General features: G+C 73.4%; 4 protein-coding genes. All 4 read left to right on the plus strand.

Annotation, left to right across the window (positions count from 1 at the left end):
* On the plus strand, positions 1 to 10,493 hold a 10,493-nt coding region (locus tag ACWGJM_RS42180), incomplete at its 5' end, for an SDR family NAD(P)-dependent oxidoreductase (protein ID WP_453417062.1).
* A gap of 91 nt (positions 10,494 to 10,584) precedes the next feature.
* The gene (locus ACWGJM_RS42185; protein ID WP_453417063.1) at positions 10,585 to 11,469 is read left to right on the plus strand and encodes a hypothetical protein; all 885 of its coding nucleotides are present in this window, start codon (positions 10,585 to 10,587) and stop codon (positions 11,467 to 11,469) included.
* A gap of 53 nt (positions 11,470 to 11,522) precedes the next feature.
* Positions 11,523 to 14,744 carry a non-ribosomal peptide synthetase gene (locus ACWGJM_RS42190; protein ID WP_453417064.1) on the plus strand — a complete coding sequence of 1,074 codons (3,222 nt, stop codon included), beginning with the start codon at positions 11,523 to 11,525 and terminating at the stop codon, positions 14,742 to 14,744.
* Entirely contained in the window at positions 14,741 to 17,866 is a 3,126-nt protein-coding gene (locus tag ACWGJM_RS42195) for a type I polyketide synthase (RefSeq protein WP_453417065.1), read from the plus strand. The genes ACWGJM_RS42190 and ACWGJM_RS42195 overlap by 4 nt, the downstream gene beginning before the upstream one ends.
* Positions 17,867 to 17,872 lie beyond the last annotated feature (6 nt).

Genomic DNA, 17,872 nt, shown 5'->3' on the forward strand with positions numbered 1-17,872 from the left:
TGGGCGACCCGATCGAGGCGCAGGCGCTCATCGCGACGTACGGCCAGGAACGTGACGCCGAACAGCCCCTGTGGCTGGGCTCGTTGAAGTCCAACGTCGGCCACACGCAGGCGGCGGCGGGCGTCGGCAGCGTCATCAAGATGGTGTACGCCATGCGGCACGGCATGCTGCCGCGCACCCTGCACGTGGACGCGCCGAGCCCGCACGTGGACTGGTCGGCGGGAGCGGTGTCCCTGCTGACGGAGGAGCGCGCCTGGCCGGAGCTGGAGCGGCCCCGGCGTGCGGCGGTGTCGTCGTTCGGGATCAGCGGGACGAACGCCCACGTCATCCTCGAGCAAGCCCCTGAGCAGACGGTTGCCGAGGCCGAGCCGGAGACGGGTGCGCCGCTGCCCTGGGTGCTGTCGGCTCGTTCGGCGGAAGCGTTGCGGGAGCAGGCGGGGCGGCTGCGGGAGTTCGTGACCGCCGACTCCTCGCTCGGGGTGCGGGATGTGGCGTTCTCGCTGGCCGAGACCCGGACGGTGTTCGAGCACCGGGCCGTGGTGCTGGGTGGTGACCGTACGGAGCTGGTGGCGGGGCTGGGTGCGCTGGCGGCCGGTGAGGCACCGGTGGGTGCCGTGAACGCCGGTCGTACGGCGTTCTTGTTCACCGGGCAGGGTAGTCAGCGGGCCGGGATGGGGCGGGAGCTGTATGCCTCGCAGCCGGTGTTCGCGGAGGCTTTCGACGCGGTGTGCGCGGCGGTCGACCCGCATCTGGATCGGCCTCTGAAGGACATCGTCTTCGGTGACGCTTCGGGGCTGATCGATCAGACCCAGTACACGCAGGTAGCGCTGTTCGCGGTGGAAACGGCGTTGTTCCGGCTGGTGGAGTCCTTCGGGGTGCGGCCGGATGTGCTGATCGGGCATTCGGTCGGTGAGCTGAGCGCCGCGCATGTGGCGGGGGTGCTGTCCCTGGCCGACGCGGGGGCGCTGGTGGCGGCTCGGGGGCGGCTGATGCAGGCCGCGCGTGGGGGTGGGGCGATGCTCGCCGTCGCCGCACCTGAAGCCCAGGTCGCGCCGGTGATAGCGGAGTTCGCGGGCAGGGTGGACCTGGCGGCCGTGAACGGGCCGGCTGCGACTGTCATCTCCGGGGACGCGGACGCGGTGGAGGAGATCGCCGAGCGGTTCACCGGTGAGGGCGTGAAGGTGAAGCGGCTGACGGTCAGTCACGCCTTCCACTCCCCGCACATGGACGAGGCACTGGAGGAGTTCACACAGGTCGCCTCGACCCTGACCTTCAACCCGCCGACGACTCCGGTCGTCTCCAACGTCACGGGCCGGCTCGCGACAGCCGAGGAGCTGACCGACCCCGCGTACTGGGCCCGTCACATCCGTGGCACGGTCCGTTTCCACGACGGCGTCCAGACCCTCGCCGCCGACGGCGTCACCACCTACCTCGAACTCGGCCCGGACCCGGTCCTGACCGCGATGGTCCAAGGAGTGCTGGAAGCTGGGGAGTTCACGGCAACGGCTGTCCTGCGCAGGGACAGGGACGAGGCGCGTACGTTCCTGTCCGCGCTTGCGGGCGCCTACGAGTCCGGAGCCGAGGTCGACTTCGGCCCGCTGCTGTCCGGTGGTCGCCGAATCCAACTTCCGACGTACGCCTTCCAGCGCCAGCGCTACTGGCTGCTAGGCATCGCCCGCACGGACGTCACCACCGCAGGCCTGGAAACGGCGGGACACCCGCTGCTGGGTGCGCAGGTGGAGCTGGCCGACTCCGGTCATCTGCTGCTGACCGGCCGTCTCTCCCTCACCGCCCAGCCGTGGCTGGCCGACCACGCCATCGCCGGCACCGTCCTGCTGCCCGGCACCGCGCTGGTCGACCTCGCCCTGCACACCGCCACCCACACCGGCCACACCACCGTCGACGACCTCACCCTCCACGCCCCCGCCACCCTCGACGAAGACACCACCCTGACACTTCAGGTCACCGCCCAGCCCCCCGCCGAGGACGGCACCCGCGCCCTGACCATCCACACCCGCCCCGACGGCGACGACACCACCTGGACACTGCACGCCACCGCCACCCTCACCACAGCCCAGATCGCCAAAGCCCCCACCCCCGCAGCCTGGCCCCCGCCCGGTACCCACCCCGTCGACCTCACCGGCCTCTACGACCGCCTGAGCGACCACGGCTACCACTACGGCCCCGCCTTCCAGAACCTCACCCACCTCGCCCAGGACCCCACCACCGGCACCCTCTACGCGACCGTCACCCTCCCCGACACCCTCACCCCCACCGGCCACACACTCCACCCCGCCCTCCTCGACGCAGCCCTCCACGCCCTCCTCGCCACCAGCACCGACCCCACCACCACCCTCATCCCCCACACCTGGACCGGCATCACCACACACACCCCCACCGAGACCGCAACCACCACCCTCCACGTCACCCTCACCCCCACCACCGACACCACCCTCACGATCACCACCCCCCACCTCACCATCACCCAACTCACCCTCCACCCCATCACCGCCGACCAACTCCGGACCGCGTCTCCGGCCTCCCGCGACACGCTGCACGTACTGAACTGGGTGCCGCTGTCGGCCGAGGAGGGCCCGGCGTCCGGTCTCCGTGCCGCCGTCATCGGCGCGGAGGGATCGACGCTCGCCGACGCCCTGGGCGGGGGAGCGACAACGCACTCCGGTCCGGACGAGTTGCTCGCCGACGGTGCCGCCGTGCCGGACGTCGTGTTCGTCGACCTCCGTCGTACGACGGCCGGAGACGATGACGTCGTGGCGGCCACGCACACCGCCGTGACGGAGGCGCTGTACCTGGTCCAGCGGTGGCTGGCGGACGAGCGGTTCGGCGCCGGGCGGCTGGTCGTGGTCACCCGGGGCACGCAGGCGACCCGGGCCGGTGAGGACGTCACCGACCTGGCCGGTGCTGCTGTGTGGGGCCTGATCCGTACCGCGCAGAGCGAGTCGCCCGGTTGCTTCACGCTGCTCGACCTGGGCGCCGACGGGGAGGAGCCGTCCGCCGGTGCCCTGTGGGCGGCGGTGGCCACGCAGGAGCCCCAACTTGCCTTTCGGAACGGTGATCTGTACGCCAACCGGCTGGCCAAGGCGTCCGCGGACCCCGTCCTCGTACCGCCCGGTGACACTCCCGGCTGGCACCTCGGCAGCACCGGCAAGGGAACCCTGGACAACGTCGCCCTCGTCGCCTCGCCCTCGGCGACCGGGCCGCTGGGCGAGGGCGAGGTGCGGGTCGCCGTACGGGCGGTCGGCCTGAACTTCCGGGATGTGCTGATCGCCCTCGGCAGTTACCCCGGCGATGCGCCCATGGGCAGCGAGGGCGCCGGTGTCGTGATCGAGACCGGGCCCGGGGTGAGCCGGTTCGCGCCCGGGGACCGGGTGATGGGGCTGTTCGCCGACGGCGGGGGCCCGGTGGCCGTCACCGACCACCGTACGCTGGCCCGCGTTCCGGACGGCTGGACGTTCGCGCAGGCGGCGGCGACCCCGATCGTCTTCCTGACGGCGTACTACGGGCTGGTGGACCTGGCCGGCCTGCGGGCCGGGGAGCGGCTGCTGGTGCACGCGGCGGCCGGCGGTGTCGGCATGGCCGCCGTGCAGATCGCCCGCCACCTGGGTGCCGAGGTCTACGGCACCGCCTCACCCGGCAAGCAGGACACCCTGCGCACCCTCGGCCTGGACGACGCCCACCTCGCCAACTCCCGCACCACCGACTTCGAACAGCACTTCCTCACCACCACCGACGGCCGGGGCATGGACGTCGTCCTCGACGCCCTGGTCAAGGAGTTCGTGGACGCCTCGCTGCGGTTGCTGCCGCGCGGCGGACGCTTCCTCGAGATCGGCAAGGCGGACATCCGCGACGCCGACGAGGTCGCCGCACGTCATCCGGGAGTGACGTACCGGGCGTACGACCTCATGGACGCCGGTCCGGACCGTGTCCGGGAGATGCTGGAGGAGCTGCTGGCCCTGTTCGAGGCCGGGGCGCTGACGCCGCTGCCGGTCGCCGCCTGGGACTTTCGCCGGGCCCGTGACGCCTACCGCCACATGAGCCAGGCCCGGCACACCGGAAAGGTAGCGCTGACGGTCCCGCGGGAGCTGGATCCGGAGGGTACGGTCCTGATCACCGGTGCCACTGGTTCCCTCGGCCGTCTCCTCGCCCGTCACCTCACCACCCGGCACGGCATCCGCCACCTGCTCCTGACCAGCCGCCGCGGCCCCGACGCCGACGGCGCCACCGACCTCCTCGACGACCTCCGCGAAGCCGGAGCCGAAGCGACGCTGGTCGCCTGCGACACCGCCGACCCCCACGCCCTCGCCCACCTCATCGACACCATCGACCCCGACCACCCCCTCACCGCCGTCATCCACACCGCCGGCGTCCTCGACGACACCCTCCTCACCCACCTCACCCCCACCCAGCTCACCACCGTCCTGCGCCCCAAGGTCGACGCCGCCTGGCACCTGCACCACCTCACCCGCCACCACGACCTCGCCGCCTTCGTCCTGTACTCCTCCGCCGCCGGCCTCCTCGGCAACCCGGGACAGGCCAACTACGCCGCCGCCAACACCTTCCTCGACGCCCTCGCCCACCACCGTCACGCCCACGGCCTGCCCGCCACCTCCCTCGCCTGGGGCCTGTGGCACACCACCCACGGCATGGGCGGCACCCTGACCCCCGCCGAACTGGAGCGGATGACCGCCACCGGTGTCGCCCCCCTGACCGAGGAACAGGGCCTCGCCGCCCTCGACGCGGCGCTCGGCCACCATCGGCCCTCCCTCGTGCCGGTGGCCGTGGACACGCCCGCGCTGCGCGCCCGCGCCGCGCACGGCCCGCTTCCCCCGCTGCTCAGCGGCCTGCTGCGGACCCCGGCCCGCCGCCGCACCGGGACGGCCGCCCCGAGCGGCGACCAGGCCCTGTCCGCCCGGTTGGCCCGGCTGTCCGACGCCGACCAGCTCCAAGCGCTGCTCGACGTCGTACGTACCGAGGTGGACGCCGTACTCGGCCGCACCGGTGGCGAAGTCCTGGACCCCGGGCGGGCCTTCAAGACGATGGGCTTCGACTCGCTGTCCGCCGTCGAACTGCGCAACCGCCTCAGCGCCGCCACCGGCCGCCGCCTGTCATCGACCCTGATCTTCGACCACCCCACCCCGGCCGCGCTCGCCGCCCACCTGCGCGAGACCCTGGTCGACACCCCTGCCGCCGTCGCCGCGGCACCGGCCGGGCGGGCCGCGGCCTCCGTCACGGACGACGACGACCCGATCGTCATCGTCGGCATGGCATGCCGTTTCCCGGGTGGCGCGGACAGCCCCGAGGCACTGTGGCGGGTGCTCGCCGACGGCGTGGACACGGTCGGGGAGTTCCCCGCAGACCGGGGATGGGCTGAGGATCTGTACGATCCCGACCCCGAGTCGGCCGGCCACTCCTACACCCGCCAGGGCGGTTTCCTCTACGACGCCGCCGAGTTCGACGCGGACTTCTTCGGCATCAGCCCGCGCGAGGCCCTGGCCATGGATCCGCAGCAGCGGCTGCTCCTGGAGACCTCCTGGGAGGCACTGGAACGGGCCGGCATCGACCCGCGCACCCTGCGCGGCAGCGACACCGGCGTCTACGCCGGCGTGATCACCGGCGACTACGTCACCCGTGTCGGCGCGCTCCCCGAGGGAATCGAGGGATACGTCTCCACCGGCACCACCACGAGCATCGCTTCCGGCCGCGTCGCCTACACCCTGGGCCTCGAGGGCCCGGCGATCACCGTCGACACGGCCTGCTCCTCCTCCCTCGTCGCCCTGCACCTGGCCGCCCAGGCGCTGCGTCAGGGCGAGTGCTCCCTCGCCCTGGTCGGTGGCGCCACCGTCATGGCGGGTCCCGTCAACTTCGTGGAGTTCAGCCGCCAGCGGGCCCTGTCACCCGACGGCCGCTGCAAGGCCTTCGCCGAGTCCGCCGACGGCACCGGCTGGGGCGAGGGCGTCGGCATGCTCCTCGTCGAACGCCTCTCCGACGCCCAGCGCAAGGGACACCCCGTCCTCGCCGTGGTCCGCGGCAGCGCGGTCAACCAGGACGGCGCGTCCAACGGCCTTACCGCGCCGAACGGCCCCTCGCAGCAGCGGGTGATCCGGCAGGCCCTGGCCAACGCCCGGCTGACCGGCGCCGACGTGGACGCGGTGGAGGCGCACGGTACCGGAACGAAGCTGGGCGACCCGATCGAGGCCCAGGCGCTCATCGCGACGTACGGCCAGGAACGTGACGCCGAACAGCCCCTCTGGCTCGGCTCGTTGAAGTCCAACGTCGGCCACACCCTCGCCGCCGCCGGTGTCGGCGGAGTGATCAAGATGGTGCAGGCGATGCGGCACGGAGTCCTTCCGCGCACCCTGCACGTGGACGCGCCGAGCCCGCACGTGGACTGGTCGGCGGGAGCGGTGTCCCTGCTGACGGAGGAGCGCGCCTGGCCGGAGCTTGACCGCCCGCGCCGGGCAGCCGTCTCCTCCTTCGGAATCAGTGGGACGAACGCACACATCATCCTGGAACAGGCACCGCCGGAGGAGACGGTCGCCGAGGCCGAGCCGGAGGCGGCGGGTGTGCTGCCCTGGGTGCTCAGCGCGCGCTCCGAGGCGGCGTTGCGGGACCAGGCGGGGCGGCTGCGGGAGTTCGTGACCGCGGACCCGTCTCTGGGGGTGCGCGACATCGCGCGGTCCCTGGCCGAGACCCGGACGGTGTTCGAGCACCGGGCCGTGGTGCTGGGTGGCGACCGTACGGAGCTGGTGGCGGGGCTGGGCGCGCTGGCGGCCGGTGAGACACCGGTGGGTGCCGCGAACGCCGGTCGTACGGCGTTCTTGTTCACCGGGCAGGGGAGTCAGCGGGCCGGGATGGGGCGGGAGCTGTATGCCTCGCAGCCGGTGTTCGCGGAGGCTTTCGACGCGGTGTGCGCGGCGGTGGATCCGCATCTCGCACACCCGCTGAAGGAGGTGGTCTTCGGCGAGTCCGAGCTGCTGCACCAGACGCAGTACACGCAGGTGGCGCTGTTCGCGGTGGAAACGGCGTTGTTCCGGCTGGTGGAGTCCTTCGGGGTGCGGCCGGATGTGCTGATCGGGCATTCGGTCGGTGAGCTGAGCGCTGCGCATGTGGCGGGGGTGCTGTCTCTGGCCGACGCGGGGGCGCTGGTGGCGGCTCGGGGGCGGCTGATGCAGGCCGCGCGTGGGGGTGGGGCGATGCTCGCTGTCGCCGCCCCTGAAGCCCAGGTCGCGCCGGTGATGGCGGAGTTCGCGGGCAGGGTGGACCTGGCTGCGGTGAACGGGCCGGCTGCGACTGTCATCTCCGGGGACGCGGACGCGGTGGAGGAGATCGCGGAGCGGTTCACCGGTGCGGGTGTGAAGGTGAAGCGGCTGACGGTCAGTCACGCCTTCCACTCCCCGCACATGGACGAGGCGCTGGAGGAGTTCACACAGGTCGCCTCGACCCTGACCTTCAACCCGTCGGCGATCCCCGTCGTGTCGAATGTGACCGGCCAGCTGGTGGAAGCAGAGCTGACGGACCCCGCGTACTGGGCCCGCCACATCCGTGGCACGGTCCGTTTCCACGACGGCGTCCAGACCCTCGCCGCCGACGGCGTGAGCCGATTCATCGAGCTGGGCCCGGACCCCGTACTGACCGCGATGGTCCAAGGCACCCTGGGATCAGGCGAGTTCATCGCAACCGCCGTACTCCGCAAGGACAGGGACGAGGAGCGCACCTTCCTGTCGGCGCTGGCAGCGGCCTACGAGTCCGGAGCCGCAGTCGACTTCGGTCCCCTCCTCTCCGGTGGACGCCGGATCACCCTGCCCACGTACGCCTTCCAGCGTCAGCGGTACTGGCTTCAGGGCACCGCCCGCGCGGACGTGACGGGCGCCGGTCTCGAGAGCCCCACGCACCCGCTGCTGGGTGCGCAGGTGGAGCTGGCCGACTCCGGTCATCTGCTGCTGACCGGCCGTCTCTCCCTCACCGCCCAGCCATGGCTGGCCGACCACGCCATCGCCGGCACCGTCCTGCTGCCCGGCACCGCGCTGGTCGACCTCGCCCTGCACACCGCCACCCACACCGGCCACACCACCGTCGACGACCTGGCTCTCCTCGCGCCCGTGGTCCTGGACGAGCACACGCACCTGACGCTTCAGGTCACCGCCCAGCCCCCCGCCGAGGACGGCACCCGCGCCCTGACCATCCACACCCGCCCCGACGGCGACGACACGACCTGGACCCTGCACGCCACCGCCACCCTGACCACAGCCCAGATCGACAAAGCCCCCACTCCCGCAGCCTGGCCCCCGCCCGGCACCCACCCCGTCGACCTCACCGGCCTCTACGACCGCCTGAGCGACCACGGCTACCACTACGGCCCCGCCTTCCAGAACCTCACCCACCTCACCAAGGACCCCACCACCGGCACCCTCTACGCAACCGTCACCCTCCCCGACACCCTCACCCCCACCGGCCACACCTTCCACCCCGCCCTCCTCGACGCAGCCCTCCACGCCCTCCTCGCCACCACCGACCCCGACCAGACCCTGATCCCGCACACTTGGACCGGCATCACCGCCCACACCGCAACCGAAGCAACCACCGTCCACGTCACCCTCACCCCCACCACCGACACCACCGTCACGATCACCACCCCCGACCTCACCATCGCCCAACTCACCCTCCACCCCATCACCCCCGACCAACTCCGCACGACGGGCAGGACGAACAACCCGCTGCACGAGGTGGTCTGGAACCGACTGGAACTGCCCCCGTCCGAGTCGCCCCGCGACCACGTGTTCCTCACGTGCGGCGGCAATACTCAGGACGCCGCCGGTGCCCTCGCCGGGACGGAACGGCTGCTGGCCGGGGTCCAGGAGTGGCTCGCGGACCCGGAGCAGGACGGTTCGGTGCTGACCGTCCTCGGCCGGGCCGCCGTACCCGGTGGCGATGTGGCTCTCGACGTCACCGCCGCCTGGGGCCTGCTGCGCACCGTGGCGTCGGAGAACCCGGGCCGGGTCGTGCTCGTCGACATGGACCCGGAGGACGAGGCCGGCCGTCGGATCCTGCCGCGTGCCCTCGCCGCCGGGGAGTCCGAACTGCGTGTCCGGGGCGAGGAGGTGACCGTTCCCCGCCTGACCCCGGCTGCGGGGACCGCCGGAGCGGCCCCCGCCCTCGACCCCGAGGGCACCGTCCTGATCACCGGAGCCACCGGTGCCCTGGGCGGGGCCGTCGCCCGGCACCTGGCCGCCGTACACGGCGTACGCCACCTGCTGCTGACGAGCCGGCGGGGGCCCGACGCCGACGGCGCCACCGAGCTGCTCCACGACCTGGAAGCGACCGGAGCCGAAGCGACACTGGCCGCCTGCGACACCGCCGACCCCGACGCCCTCGCCCGCCTGATCACCTCCGTCGATCCCGAGCACCCCCTGACCGCCGTCGTGCACGCCGCCGGCGTCCTGGACGACGGTGTGGTGCAGTCACTGGACGCGGTGCGGCTGGCCCGGGTGTGGCGGCCGAAGGCGGAGGGTGCCTGGCAACTGCACCGGCTCACCCGTGACCTCGGCCTGGCCGCGTTCGTGCTGTTCTCCTCGGTCGCGGGGCAGGTCGGCAACGCGGGTCAGGCCAACTACGCGGCCGCCAACTCCTTCCTCGACGGGCTCGCCGAGTACCGGCACGCGCGAGGCCTGCCCGCCACCTCCGTCGCCTGGGGACTGTGGGGCGGCACGGGAGAACAGGACGGCATGGGCGCGGCGCGGGCCGGGCTCGGCGGGCTGCGGGCGCTCACCGTCGGCGAGGGGCTGGCACTGCTGGACGCCGCGCTCGGCGACCCGCGGCCGGTGCTCGTCGCCGCCCGCTTCGACCGGCCGGCGCTGCGGGAGCGGGCGGAGGCGGGCGGACTGGCACCCAGGCTGCGCGGGCTGGTCCCGCGTTCCGCGCCCCGAGGCTCCGGGCGGACGGCGCAGTCGCTGTCCGAGCGGCTCACCGGGCTGGCGGAGGAGGAGCAGCGGCAGGTCTGCCTGCGGCTGGTACGCACCACGGTGGCGTCGGTGCTCGGGCACCCCGACGACAGCCGTGTGGAGGACGAACAGCCCTTCAAGAGCCTCGGGTTCGACTCGCTCACCGCCGTCGAGCTGCGCAACCGGCTGAGCGCGGTCACCGGCGGCCCGCTGCCCGCGACGCTGGTCTTCGACTACCCCACCCCCGTCGACCTCGCCGATCACCTGTGGGTGACGCAGCGTCCGCAGGGCGCGCCCGAGCCGGTGCTCGCCGAACTGGACCGGCTGGAGGCCGCGTCGACGGCCGACGCCGACGCCGACCTGCGCCGGACGGTCACCGCCCGGCTGGAGCGGCTGCTCGCCGTCTGGTCGGCGGACGCCCACGACGGACCGGACGGGGCCGCCGAGGAGGCCGACGCGGTCGCCCGCATCCAGGGGGCGTCGGCCGCGGAGATCCTCGAGCTGATCGACGAGGAGTTCGGACGCCCCTCCTGAGACACCGATCGCGCACCGCCTCCTGCCCCACCCCCTGCCCCACCCCTCAGCCCAGCCACCGCCCCAGCCACCGAGAGAACGGGACCACCCCATGACCGAGGCACCCACCGCCAACGCGAACGCGACCGTCCGCGCGTCCACCGGCAAGGCACCCACCACCTGGAACGTCCTCACCGGGGGCGACCCCACCTCCGTGGTGCTGGCCGCCGACTTCGACGCCAGCGGCCGCGCCGAGGCCCGGTTCACCGACTTCGTCGGACACCTCGGCGGCGGCCTGACCGTGTGGGAGACCGTCCCGCAGGCCGTCGCCACTCGCCCCGACCTGCCCGCCGAGGCGTACGTCAAGCAGTGGACGGACGAGGTCAGGGCCAGTGGGCGCACGGTCCGCGCGGTCCTCGGGTTCTGCGCCGGCAGCGTCTACGCCGCCGCCCTCGCCCACGAGGTCGAGGCCTGGCAGGGCAGCTTCCCGCTGACCGTCCTGTTCGACCCGGAGCGTGCCTCCGCGGCCAGCATGTACTGGCAGTTCCACAAGGCCGTGGACCAGATGACGCCGACCCTCGGGCCCGCCGAGACCGGCGCCGCCCAGGACGCCGGGCAGCGCGCCCAGGAGGACAGCCCGAACCTGTCCGACCTGGCCCGCCGGCTGCTGCTCATCTACCACTCGGTGGCCGGCAAGGCGTTCGACAAGCTGGGGCTCGACGCCGCCCGTCGGGCCGAACTGACCGAGACCGCGGGCGCGTTCCTGTCGTACCTGGCCACCGCCGAGCAGATCGAGCCGCTGCCCGCCTGGCGCCGGTCCACCGTGATCACCTCCGCCACGCCGACCAGCGGCCTCAACGCGCTGCGTGCCCTGCACCCCGGCCAGTTCGACGACCTCCCGGCCGAGGAACTGCGCTTCGACGTCGCCCACGTCGACCTGCTGCGCACACCCGAGATCGCCCGGGCCGTCTCCCGCCTGATCACGGACCGCGCCTGACCCCTGGTCAACAGCCCGCCCGCGCCTTTCGACCTGCGAAGAAGGAAACCGGAATGCTCACCACTCCCACGTCGCCGGTGAACGGCCCGGCGCCCGCTCTCGTCGCGGCCAACCGCAAGGAACAGGCGCTGTGGCTGCTCGAACAGCTCGTCCCGGCCAGCGCGGTCAACAACCTCTCCATCGTCTTCACCGCCGAGGGAACGCTGGGGGAGTGGGAGATCCAGCAGGCCCTGGACGCCCTCCTGGCCCGGCACGACATCCTGCGCACCGTCTTCTACGGCACGGCGGCCGGCCTGGTGAAGCAGGTGGTGCCGGCCGACCGGTTCACCGTGGAGCTGGAGAGCCGGGCCATCGACGGGACCGACGGGAACGACGGGACCGACAGGAACGACGGGACCGACGGGACCGACGGGAACGCCGTCGACGCGGAGATCGACGCCGTGGTGCGCAGGCCGTTCGCCTTCGACGGGCAGCCGCTGGTGCGCGCCGCCCACCTCCAGGGCCCCGACGGCGACGTGGTGTGCATAGTCGTCCACCACATCGTCTTCGACACCATCTCCTCCGCGATCCTCCTCCAGGAGTTCATCGAGGCGTACGAGGCCGTCTCGGCCGGGCTCGGCATCCCCGACAGCCTGCTGGAGGTCCAGCGCCCGCTGCGGTCCGCCCCGTACGAGGAGGCGAGCCTCGCCTACTGGCGCGAGCACCTCAAGGGCTTCGACCCCAGCGCGCTCGGCCTCGCCTGCGGCACCGAGGACGTGCCGGAGCCCACCCTGACCGGCGACTACGTCCTGCACTCCCTGACGCCCGAGGCCCACGAGGCGGTGCGGCGGCTGCAACGCGAACTGCGCGCCCCCGAGGCCGTGATCCTGCTCGCCGCCTACTACCTGCTGCTCGCCCGGCACGGCGCCGGTCCCGACCTGGTCGTCGGTTCACCCGTCAACGTCCGCGGCCCGCAGGCCCCGAGGGCCATCGGCTACCACGTCAACACGCTGCCGCTGCGCGCCCACGTCGACCTCGCGGCCGGCTTCGGCGACCTGACCGCCCGGGCCCGCGACGCCTTCTTCGGCGCGATGACCCACACCGACGTCCCCGTCGACGCGCTGCTGCCCGAGGTCCAGCACACCGGGGCGACCTGGCGCAACACCGTCTTCCGGCACCTGTTCAACTATGTGCCCGACGCGGGTCCCGAGCACTTCGAGATCGACGGGACGCCCGCCCGCCGGCTGCTGGTCGAGAACGGGCACAGCAAGTTCGACCTCGAGTTCTTCTTCTTCTCCTCGCCCGAGGAGATCAGGATCCGGGGCGTCTTCTACACCGAGATCCTCAGCCGCACCGACACCGAACTCCTGCTGGAGCGCTACGACGCCCTCCTGGTCGCCCTCGGCGCCGACCCGGAGCGGCCGATGGGCGAGATCCCGGTGCACGGCGCCCGCGACACGGCCGTCATCGCCGCCGCCAACGCCACCGCCCGCGAGGTCACCCCGGCCACGCTCCTGGAGTCGGTGGCCCGCGGCGTCCGTACCGCGCCCGAGGCGCCCGCCGTCGTCAGCGGCGACCGCGAGGCCTCCTACGGCGCCCTGTGGGCGGCCGCGCTCGCCGACCGCGACCGGCTCACCGCGGCCGGCGTCACCCCGGGTTCCGTGGTCGCCGTAGCCGGACGCCGGGGCCCCGAGCTGGCCGCCGCCGTCCTCGGCACCTGGCTGGCCGGAGCCGCCTATGTCGCCCTCGACCCCGACCACCCCGCCCGGCGGATCGCCTATCTGCTCCAGGACTCCGGGGCCACCGCCGTACTCGCCGCCGACGGCGTCGACGTCGAGGCCGCGCCGGGCGTGCCGGTGCTCGCCATGGCGACGGCCGGCGCCACCACCGCCGTACCGCGCGACGAGGACCTCGCCGCCGTACCCGGCCCGGACGACACCGCCTTCCTGATCTACACCTCCGGCTCCACCGGACAGCCCAAGGGCACGGTCATCACCCACGCCGGCGTCACCAACGTCATCGCGCACTTCGCCGGCGAACTGCGCGCCGCCCCCGGCGAGACCACCCTGTGGCTGACCACCTTCACCTTCGACATCTCCTCCGTCGAGCTGTTCCTGCCCCTGGTCAGCGGCGGCCGGGTCGCCGTGGCCCCGGACACCGCCCGCACCGACGGCGAGGCCCTGCGCGAGATTCTCACCCGGTACGGCGTCGACATCATCCAGGCCACCCCCACCACCTGGCGGATCATCGTCGACGCGGCCGGCGACCTGCTCGGCGGCCGCCGCGCCCTCACCGGCGGCGAACCCCTGCCACCCGCGCTCGCCCGGAAGATCACCGCCGCCGGCTGCGAACTGCGCAACGCCTACGCCCCCTCCGAGACCACCGTCTACTCCACCTCCGGCCTGGTCCCCGACGGCACCGACCGCGTCGACATCGGCGTCCCCATCGCCAACACGGTGGCGTTCGTCGCCGACGACGCGGGCCGCGAACTGCCCGTCGGGGTGCGCGGCGAACTGTGCGTCGCCGGACGAGGAGTCGCCGCCGGCTACCACAACCGGCCGGAACTGACCGCCGAACGCTTCGCCGTCCACCCCGTACACGGGCGCTACTACCGCACCGGCGACCTCGCCTGCTGGCTGCCCACCGGCGCCCTCGAACTGCACGGCCGGGTCGACCGGCAGGTCAAGGTGCGCGGCAACCGCATCGAACTCGGCGAGGTGGAGGCCGTACTCCTGGAACACCCCGACGTCTCGGGCGCCGCCGTCGTCGTCGACGACGCCCCCTCCGGCCCCGCGCTGGTCGCCTTCCTCGTGCCCGAGGACGGCGCCGACCCCCACGGCCTCGCCGGACGGCTCTGGCAGCACGCCCGCGCCGCCCTGCCCGGCGCCGCCGTACCGCAGGAGTACGAGACCGTGGACGCCTTCCCCACCACCGTCAGCCAGAAGACCGACCACCTGGCCCTGACCCGGCTCGCCGGCGAACGCCGCACCGCCCGCACCGCCGAGGGTCCCGGCACCGAGGAGAGCGACGAGGTCGTCGCGGGCCTCGTCGGCCTGTGGCGGGAGCTGCTGCACCGCTCCGACATCGACGCCGGCGCCAACTTCTTCGCCCACGGCGGCCATTCGCTGCTCGGCGCCCAGCTGGTGCAGCGCATCGAGAGCCGCTTCCACGTCACGGTCCGCATGGTCGACCTCTACAACGACGCCACCCCGAAGGGCATCGCCGCGCGCGTCCGGGCGGCCCAGGCCGCAACCCGGGCCCAGGCCGGCGCCGAGGCCACGGAAGGAGCCGCGTGATGAACGACCAGGACCCCAAACTCCTCGAGTACCTCAAGCGGATGACCCTCGATCTGCGCGAGGCCCGCCGCCGCATCGACGAACTCGAGGGGGCCCGGCACGAACCCGTCGCCGTCATCGGCATGAGCTGCGCCTACCCCGGCGGCGTCACCTCCCCGGACGACCTGTGGACGCTGGTCGCCGAAGGCACCGACGCCGTCGGCGACTTCCCCGCCGACCGCGGCTGGGACCTGGACGGCCTCTACGACCCCGACCCCGACACCCCCGGCACCTGCTACACCCGACGGGGCGGCTTCCTCGCCGACGCCACCGCCTTCGACGCCGGCCTGTTCGGCATCACCCCCAAGGAAGCCCTCGCCATCGACCCCCAGCAGCGGCTGCTGCTGGAGCACAGCTGGGCCGCCGTCGAACGCTCCGGCACCGACCCGCGCACCCTGCGCGGCAGCCGCACCGGCGTCTACGTCGGCGTCATGTACAGCGACTACGGCTCCCGGCTGCGCCCCGCACCCGACGGCTACGAGGGCTACATCGGCGCCGGCAGCGCCCCCAGCGTCGCCTCCGGCCGCATCTCCTACTCACTCGGCCTCGAAGGCCCCGCCCTCACCCTCGACACCGCCTGCTCCTCCTCCTTGGTCGCCCTGCACCTGGCCTGCCAGGCGCTGCGCCGCGGCGAGTGCACCACCGCGCTGGCCGGCGGAGTCACCGTGATGGCGACCCCCGGCACCTTCGTCGAGTTCGCCCGCCAGCGGGGCCTGGCCCCCGACGGGCGGTGCAAGTCCTTCTCCGCCGACGCCGACGGCACCGGCTGGGCGGAGGGCGTCGGCGTGCTGTACCTGCAACGCCTGAGCGACGCCCGCCGCGAGGGACACCGCGTACTCGGGCTGCTGCGCGGCAGCGCCGTCAACCAGGACGGCGCCAGCAGCGGCCTGACCGCACCCAACGGGCCGTCCCAGCAGCGCGTCATCCAGGACGCGCTGGCCGACGCCCGCCTCACCACCGCCGACATCGACGCCGTCGAGGCCCACGGTACCGGCACCACCCTCGGCGACCCCATCGAGGCCCAGGCCCTCCAGGCCGTCTACGGCCAGGGCCGCGACACCGCCCGGCCGCTGCGGCTGGGCTCCCTGAAGTCCAACATCGGCCACGCGCAGGCCGCGGCCGGCGTCGGCGGCGTCATCAAGATGCTCATGGCGCTGCGCCACGAGACCCTGCCGCCCACCCTGCACGCCGAACGCCCCACCACCCACATCGACTGGACCGCGGGCACGGTGGAACTCCTCCACGACCCCGCCCCCTGGCCCCGCACCGAACGCCCCCGCCGCGCCGGGATCTCCTCCTTCGGCATCAGCGGCACCAACGCCCACCTGATCGTGGAGGAGACGCCCCGGGAGGACACCCCCGAGCCCGAGGCCCACGAGCTGTCCCCCGCCCCCCTCGCCTGGCCCCTGGCCGCCCGCACGCCCCGCGCCCTGCGCGACCAGGCGACCCGGCTCGCCGCGCACCTCACCGCCCACCCGAAGACGCCCCTGGCCGATGTCGCCCGCACCCTGGGCACGGGCCGCACCCCCTTCGAACACCGCGCCGTGGTGGTCGGCGGAGACCGCGACACCCTCGCCCGGGGCCTGGCCAAGCTGGCCCGCGGCAGCGGCGCGCCCCAGATCGTCCGGGGCGCCCCCGCCCCCACCGCCCGGGACCCGCTGGCCGTGCTGTTCTCCGGCCAGGGCTCCCAGCGGCCCGGCATGGGCCGCGACCTGCACCGACGCTTCCCCGTCTTCGCCCAGGCGTTCGACGAGGCGTGCGCCGCGCTCGACCCGCACCTCGAAGTGCCGCTGCGGGACGTCGTCTTCGGCGAGAGCGAGCTGCTGAACCGCACCGCCTACACCCAGGCAGGCATCTTCGCCTTCGAAGTCGCCCAGTACCGGCTGCTGGAGGCGTTCGGCGTGCGACCCGCCTTCGTCGCCGGACACTCCATCGGCGAACTGACGGCCGCGCACATCGCGGGTGTGTGGACGCTGTCCGAGGCGGCCGCGCTGGTCGCCGCCCGGGGCCGCCTCATGCAGGCCCTCCCGCCCGGCGGCGCGATGCTCGCCGTCCAGGCCTCCGCCGACGAGGTACGGCCGCTGCTCACCGGCCAGGAGCAGCACCTGGCCCTCGCCGCCGAGAACGGCCCCGCCTCCGTGGTCGTCTCCGGCGACGCCGACGCCGTCGCCCGCCTCGGCGCGCACTTCGCCGAACAGGGCCGTCGCACCAAGCAACTGACGGTCAGTCACGCGTTCCACTCGCCCCACATGGACCCCATGCTCGACGAGTTCGCCACGGTGGCCAAGGGGCTCACCTACGCGCCGCCGCGCATCCCCGTCGTCTCCAACCTCACCGGCACGGCCGCCACCCCCGAGGACCTGGCCTCCCCCGACTACTGGGTACGCCACGTCCGCGACACCGTCCGCTTCGCCTCCGGCGTCCGCTGGCTGTCCGAGCAGTCCGTCAGCACCTACCTCGAGGTCGGCCCCGACAGCGTGCTCACCTCCATGGTCACCGAGTGCATCAGCGGCCAAGACGCACCCGCCGGCCGGGCCGAGACCGTCCCGCTCGCCCGCCGCGACCAGGACGAGACCACCGCCTTCCTCACGGCCCTCGCCCGCCTCCACGTGCGCGGCACCCCCGTCGACTGGTCCGCCCAGACCGACGGCCACGCCGCCGCCCTGGCCGAACTGCCGCCGTACGCCTTCCAGCACCGTTCCTACTGGCTCGACGAAGTGGCCCCGGCCCCCCGCACCGCCCCCGCACAGCGCGCGGCGGCCACGGAGAGCGCCGAGCCCGCCGGCCCGGACGAGCCGACCACGGCAGCCCGCCTCGCTGCCGCCTCCCCCGAGGAGCGGCCCTCGCTGCTGCTGTCCCTGCTGCGCGAACTCGCGGCCGAGGTGATGGGCGCGGATTCCGCGACCGAGGTACGCCCCGAAACACCCCTGCTGGAAATCGGATTCACCTCCCTCATGGCGGTCGACCTCCGCAACAAGACCGCCGAGGCGACCGGCCTCGATCTCCCGCCGACGATCGTGTACGACTGCCCGACCCTCGAATCCATAGCGGGATATGTGGATTCGCTCATGACCAAGGAATGAGGCTCG

The organism is Streptomyces sp. NPDC054834 (assembly GCF_053611185.1).

Bases quoted from the DNA above. Each gene is read 5' to 3' on its own strand.
- ACWGJM_RS42185 (WP_453417063.1), top strand. From the start codon at position 10,585: ATGACCGAGGCACCCACCGCCAACGCGAACGCGACCGTCCGCGCGTCC.
- ACWGJM_RS42190 (WP_453417064.1), top strand. From the start codon at position 11,523: ATGCTCACCACTCCCACGTCGCCGGTGAACGGCCCGGCGCCCGCTCTC.